Here is a 5,951-nt window from a genome sequence, read left to right on the forward strand (position 1 = left end):
AGGGAGAGAGTGTTCCATATTTTTCTTTAAAAATCAAGATTTTCAAACTTTAAATTCCTTTTTCAGAATTTGACTGGGCTATGAATGCCAACGGTAACGTATAAGAATAGTAGCGGGTTTTATGCACTTACTTTCGGTTTTTTACTGTCGTTTGATTTATATATTTCACTTTTCTTTTTACGATTAAGCCGCTATTATTTTTATACAATGTTGTGCGGTCGTACTTTTTATTTCTATTTAGAATGATTTAAAAATGTCTTCTTTTCAATTTTAACCTATTTCTATCTCTTGTTTCTCTCTGCCATTTATTCTTCAAAAATGTATTTCTTTTAAGCCTCTTTATTAAATCTTTTTCCCAATCAATAGGCATTGAGTCGAGTTTATTAAAGTGTTTATATATTTCTGAATAAGAGAATAAATCTACTAAAGTTAATTCACTTTCCTTTGTGACTAAATCGAAAAGCGAAATCCTACCTGTATACAATCTAACTATTTGCTCATTTCTGTCAAAAAAAGCTGAATTTCTCCCATCCATTGAATCATCTAAAGTAGTTCCAAACATCTTAGTTATTATTGATATAATTCCTAAGCCTTTTCTGTTAAGTTTTCCGCTTTTTTTGTCCATATGTGATTTAGCAAAAGCTTCGTAGGTTTTAAATTCCTCGTAGATATATTTATAATTTTCTCTGGTGAATTTAGGATTCTCTAGTGCTATTTTTTCAATTACTCCTGTTCCTTCATCGTGACTATAATGGTCAAGCCTCTTGTCTTCTCCATCTGCTGTGTTTTTTCTAAGGAGTTTAAATATTTTCTCAAGTTCTTTAGAATTCTCTAACTCCAATCCCCCAAGTTTCAAGCCAAACACTTTATTATTAGGTGGTAAATCTAGTTTGCTTTTGGGGTCTCTAAGTAAATCACCTACTGAATCATAATTGTTAAAAGCATTCATAGGGAAGTTATTTAATAAACCGCCATCAATGAAAAAACCAGCATAGTTTCTCTTGTAGTAATCCTCTTTATTTTTCACCCAAACTTCAATATTTTCATTTTTAGCAAAATTTATCTCAGGATTTACGACTTCTTCGTTATGTTTCAATTTTATGGGTTGAAAAAGAAAAGGAAAGTTTGAGCTAATTCTTACAGCTTTTACAACTGGCATTGAAGGAGTAAGGTCAGTATTAAAAAAAACTGGTTGAGCAGAAGTAATATTTGAGCCTGACACGATAAAGTCTACACCAAAAACCTTATAAAAGTCCTCAAATGTAAATTCATTGATAATTGCATTTATCTCTTTTTTGAAAATTTCTATAGTGTCATTACTTGTGCTTAGTGGTTTTATCTTTTTTAATTCATCACCTATTCGCTTCTTTAATTTTTTATTGTAATGTAGAAGTTCTAATGCTTCGTTGACAATAAAGTTTGACCTGTCAATCTCAGATATTTTACTATTTGTAAAACTTAAAGATTCCATAATGAGAGTTCTCCAAGTGCTACTTTCAATTTCACCTTTGGTTATATTATTTAATTTTTTAACAGTTTTTGACAAGGGGTGTTGTTTTCGACTTTCTTTATCTGTCCAATCAATGATTTCTATACCTTCCCTTTTTAAAAACAATGGTTTTTCATCCTCAAATTTTATTTTAACTCTTGCATAAATTAAATCAGCCAAAATGTAGTCCATTTTGTCGCCTTTCCAAAGTCCTCCTTTATTTAGGAGATTATGTGTAATCTTTGAGGCATTATCTCCTATGGATTTGGAGAATGCAGTTAATTCATTATTTATTCTTTCATTTCTCACTTTAAACTTCCTAGATTTAAGTTCGTCATCAGTCAATTCGTGAGTGAGAGAAGTATTTAAGTACCCTACAGATTTAGCAATTTTGTTTATTTCGTTGAGAAGTATATATGAATTTTTTAAGAGTTTATTTTGTTCATCTCCGTTTACCCAAGAGTCTACTACATTTAAAACACCTTTAACCAGTCCTCCAGTAATAGTATTGTCATTATATTGAATGTTATTAAATATGTTTTCAATTATGATTTTCGTACTACCTCCAATATTTAACTTTGGTCTTTTAAATATTAGATAGAAAATTAAGAACAATACAATTAGAATAAGTATTGCAAAAACAATATTATTTATTGAGTGTTTTACATCATCCGTAGAAGCTACAGTAATGTTATTGTCCGAATCTAACCAATCTCTTAACCACTTTATAGGTTCATCATAGAATTCGTTCTTTTCTGATTCCGATATATTACCAGCCAATGTTTGGCGGACAATATCACTTCCAAAATTATTAAGTTTAAATAAATCATTTTCTAATAAATTTAAAATCTCTGTAATTGGTTTTTTCTTAGATTTAACATAATTGCTAATTCCAATAAAAATAGTTTCATTCCAAAATTTCTCATCATCTACTACAGCTTTCAGAATTGACATAGGAAGGTCTCCAAAAACAGAAGGTATAATTTCGCCAATGGTTTCTTTGTAAAGACTTTCTAATTCATTTTCAATTCTATCTTTGATATATTTATAGCCCTCAGTCTTTCCTACTTTTTCAAGGAGTTCTCCTAATTTGGTTTTTTCATCACCCATAATTAAAGCTTTTCTTTAGTTATGGAATTCATCATTTTGTCTGTAATTAAACGTGCATTAATTTGTTCAGGAGTATAACCCATGGCTACGCACATACCGAATATTGCACCAATTGAAGAACCTGATACACCACAAATACCACCTTCGCCAATTTTTGTATCTGGAGTTCTACCATCTTCTAATGGCTCGTTAAGTCCAGGAAACTTATTAGAGCCATTTTTCTTGTCAATATCTTGCATTGCACATAAAGCTCCTAAATAAGCTCCGCCCATAGCTCCTCCGCCTTCAAAGGCTAAATATTCTATTTCGTCAAACTCTAATTTTTTATTCGGCATTTCCTTCTCCTTTTGTTGGGTTAATATTGTCTACTGGTATTGGTTTTTTTAGAGGGTCTGAATAATCAGGAAGTATCGCTTCTTTTTGAAGCATAATATGTGGAGAAGGTAGTTTTATTTCATTTGTAGATACAATGACCGCTTCATCATCTTCCTTTAAAAGACTTGGGTCATCGCTTAATTCATCTAAAATACTTAATGAAATTTCATCATCGATAACTGGCACATCTTCACCTTCAAATACCATCCCATTTGTAAGCATAAAATATCTAAATCTATGTTCCATACCTCTGGCCACAGGCAAAATCATTTGAGCAAAACTAGCTTCCATAAAGTCTTTTAATGGCCCAACTGGTGTGTCTGCATAAATTTCTTCTCTGTTCCACTTTGCACCAAGATAATTAGATAAAAAGCGATAAGTCATTTTATCAAAATCAAAAACTGAATTTAAATATGTCAAAAGCGGGCTTAGTTTACTTAGTTTTTCCAAATCGCAGTTAGGGTATTCTAATTCATTTATTGTTTCTCTGTCCAATGCAGAAAAACCATTTAAATCAGAACCAAAAACTTGTTGTAGAACACAACGTTGCAATTCATTTTTTATAAATTTATTTGCTAAGGTTGGGTTGTTTCTAAAGTCTACTTTTCCAACTCCTAAATTATCAAGAAATGCCATTGGGCTTTCTTCTTGATTGGATTTTTGAGCATTTTTTAAAGCATTGTAGAAATCTAATTGCCAAGTTTCAAATTCTAAATCTGACACAACTTTCTTACACTTAATAGAAGCTTGAAAACTAAAAATGTAACTATATTTTGTTTTTAACGAAACAGTTATTTTGTTTTGAGGGAACAATTCAAGAATATTAGTGTTTTCAAGTGGTATAGAGCCTTTACCATAACCTCCTGTCGGAATAAGTGTTGTTTTAAGAGAATCTAAAATGTATAAATCTAGTTCTTCTTTTTTTCCACTTGACCAAGAACCGACTCCATAATCCAAACTAATAGGTTTGTAACCATCAGGAATTTCAAAGTCTAAATTTTCGATTATTTCATCATTGGCACCAGAAGGTTTTCCATAGTATTTTTTTCCTGTTGCAATTTTTATATCAGAAGCTATTGGTAAGGGCAAATCTTCGGAAGAAACGCCAAAATGAAATGCTAATGATTGCCAATTGCCATTATTAATATCTTTCGGTAAAAGTTTGATTTCTTTCTCAGAATCACTATTGTTAAGTACTTTTTCTTTAACCATTAAAGGCTTTACAGGATTTTCTAAAGACTCTGAATCGCTAGCAATATTATTTTTGTATAAGTATTCCTTGTATGCTTCTGAAGGGTGAGCAAGTATAATGGTACTAAATAAGTGTTTATTATGGTTTAATAGCGTCACTTTATGTACCTCATTTACAAAACACTTTATGCCAACTACGTGACCACCACCACGATTATCAAAGCCGTATTCTTCTTCTTTCCTTATAATTTCTAAGTTTCGAGAATATGCTTGAACTAATTTTCTTTCTCTAACTGTTTTTTCGCTTTCGTTTACAATTTGACTCGCAAATTCTTTAGCAGTTTCTTTAGATTGTTGTTTAGATTGGTTGTTGTTTGAGTCAGCATAGGCATTGAATTTAACTGTGCCATATGAACCACTAACATCTCCACCAACTGAAAAACTATTAGACCTACTCAATTTATTTCTGCTTACTTCACTCATCATCTGTTGTGAAGATTGTGAAGTTTTAGTAGTTTCCTCACTTTCAAATTCTTCCTCTTCATAGAGAGAAGATTCTATTTGTTCTTCGTGAAAGTTTTTCATCTTTAAATAAGAACCTGCAAGCAAATTATTTATTGAAGCAATTTCTCCAAGTTCATAACGAACCAATTCTTGTTTAGCTTGAAACAAGTCGCCAACTACAAAATTTAAATTGTCATTTGGAGAAAATTTTGGAAAGTCTCCCAATTCACTTTTATCGAATTTATATTTATCGCTCATAGTATTTATTTTTTAAGTGGTGTAGGCTTTGTTTTTTTCTTTATTGCTTTCTTTTTGACTGGGTCAGGTAATGGTATTGGTTCATCTTTTGGGTCTTTAGGTTTTACTTTTTCCGATTTTTTAAATAAATATTTTGGAAGCAATACCTTAGAATTGAGTAGATAATGAAGAACCGTGTTTCCCTCAATATCTTCTTTAGATTTCGGTACCACTTCGAAAGATTTTTTAATTTTAGATAAAGTGAAAGAACTTAATACAAAATGCCATCTTCTTAAACTTATTAAAATCCTCAAATAACTTGGGTATTCACTAGACTTGAAGTATAACACTAATAAATCTTCAAAGTGAACATTAAAAAGTGTCAAAAACTCCTTTAGGTTATTCTTGTCAATTTCTTCAACCGTTTTTACAATTTGAGCAAACAATTCATTGTTCTTATTTTCTTTTTTGTCTGAGTTATATTGAGAAAGCAAAAAACTCAATTCAAAATATGTTTTGTTGAAATCGTTATATTCTCCTCTAATTATTGCATTTGGAATTTGTGACCTTATATGAAAACCTTCGTTTTCAATAATGTGTTTATTGACAGCTTCAATACCACTTTCATAATTTTGTAAGAATGCTTGGTTAATATTCATTTTTTCCACATCGGTAAGGTGTTTAAAAAATTGAATGTGTTTCTGTCGGACTTCCTCGATATTGATTCCTGTCGGTTTTCTTAACTGTGTAAATCTGAAAATTTCTGGCATAGCTATGTGTTTTAATTATTATGTAAAAGTCGGTTATATTATTTCAATTTCTTAGAGGTTATTTACCCTTTTCATTAGGTTATTTCCCCTTTTTATTCAAATGTAGTCTTGCAATTCACATTAGAGAAGTGTCACTTGATTATCGGTTGAGTTCATTCGATTATCGTTTCTCCGTATGCCGCACAACGTGTTTGTGTTATAGAAAGTTGCGTTTTTAAGATTGGCTGATTTTCCGAAGGAAAATTAAGACAAGATTAAAAAAGCAACAAACTTTG

At 30.8% G+C, this 5,951-nt stretch carries 4 protein-coding genes; all 4 read right to left on the minus strand.

Translation table 11 applies throughout. The annotated features are described in order from the left end of the window. Nucleotides 1-247 precede the first annotated feature (247 nt). From MPF13_RS15240 to MPF13_RS15255, 4 genes are read right to left on the minus strand one after another with little or no spacing between them, the layout of a single operon-like run. The gene (locus tag MPF13_RS15240) at nt 248-2,599 is read right to left on the minus strand and encodes a patatin-like phospholipase family protein (protein ID WP_249983627.1); all 2,352 of its coding nucleotides are present in this window, start codon (nt 2,597-2,599) and stop codon (nt 248-250) included. Between the two features lie 2 nt (nt 2,600-2,601). Further along, complete coding sequence (locus MPF13_RS15245; RefSeq protein ID WP_249983628.1) at nt 2,602-2,871, minus strand: hypothetical protein; 270 nt, start codon at nt 2,869-2,871, stop codon at nt 2,602-2,604. A gap of 52 nt (nt 2,872-2,923) precedes the next feature. After that, entirely contained in the window at nt 2,924-4,894 is a 1,971-nt protein-coding gene (locus MPF13_RS15250) for a hypothetical protein (protein ID WP_249983629.1), read from the minus strand. A 38-nt stretch (nt 4,895-4,932) separates the two neighbouring features. Further along, on the minus strand, nt 4,933-5,676 hold the full coding sequence (locus MPF13_RS15255; RefSeq protein ID WP_249983630.1) for a hypothetical protein: 744 nt from the start codon (nt 5,674-5,676) through the stop codon (nt 4,933-4,935). Between the last annotated feature and the right edge of the window lie 275 nt (nt 5,677-5,951).

The sequence above is a fragment of the Polaribacter sp. Z022 genome (genome assembly GCF_023555495.1).
Taxonomy (GTDB): Bacteria; Bacteroidota; Bacteroidia; order Flavobacteriales; family Flavobacteriaceae; genus Polaribacter.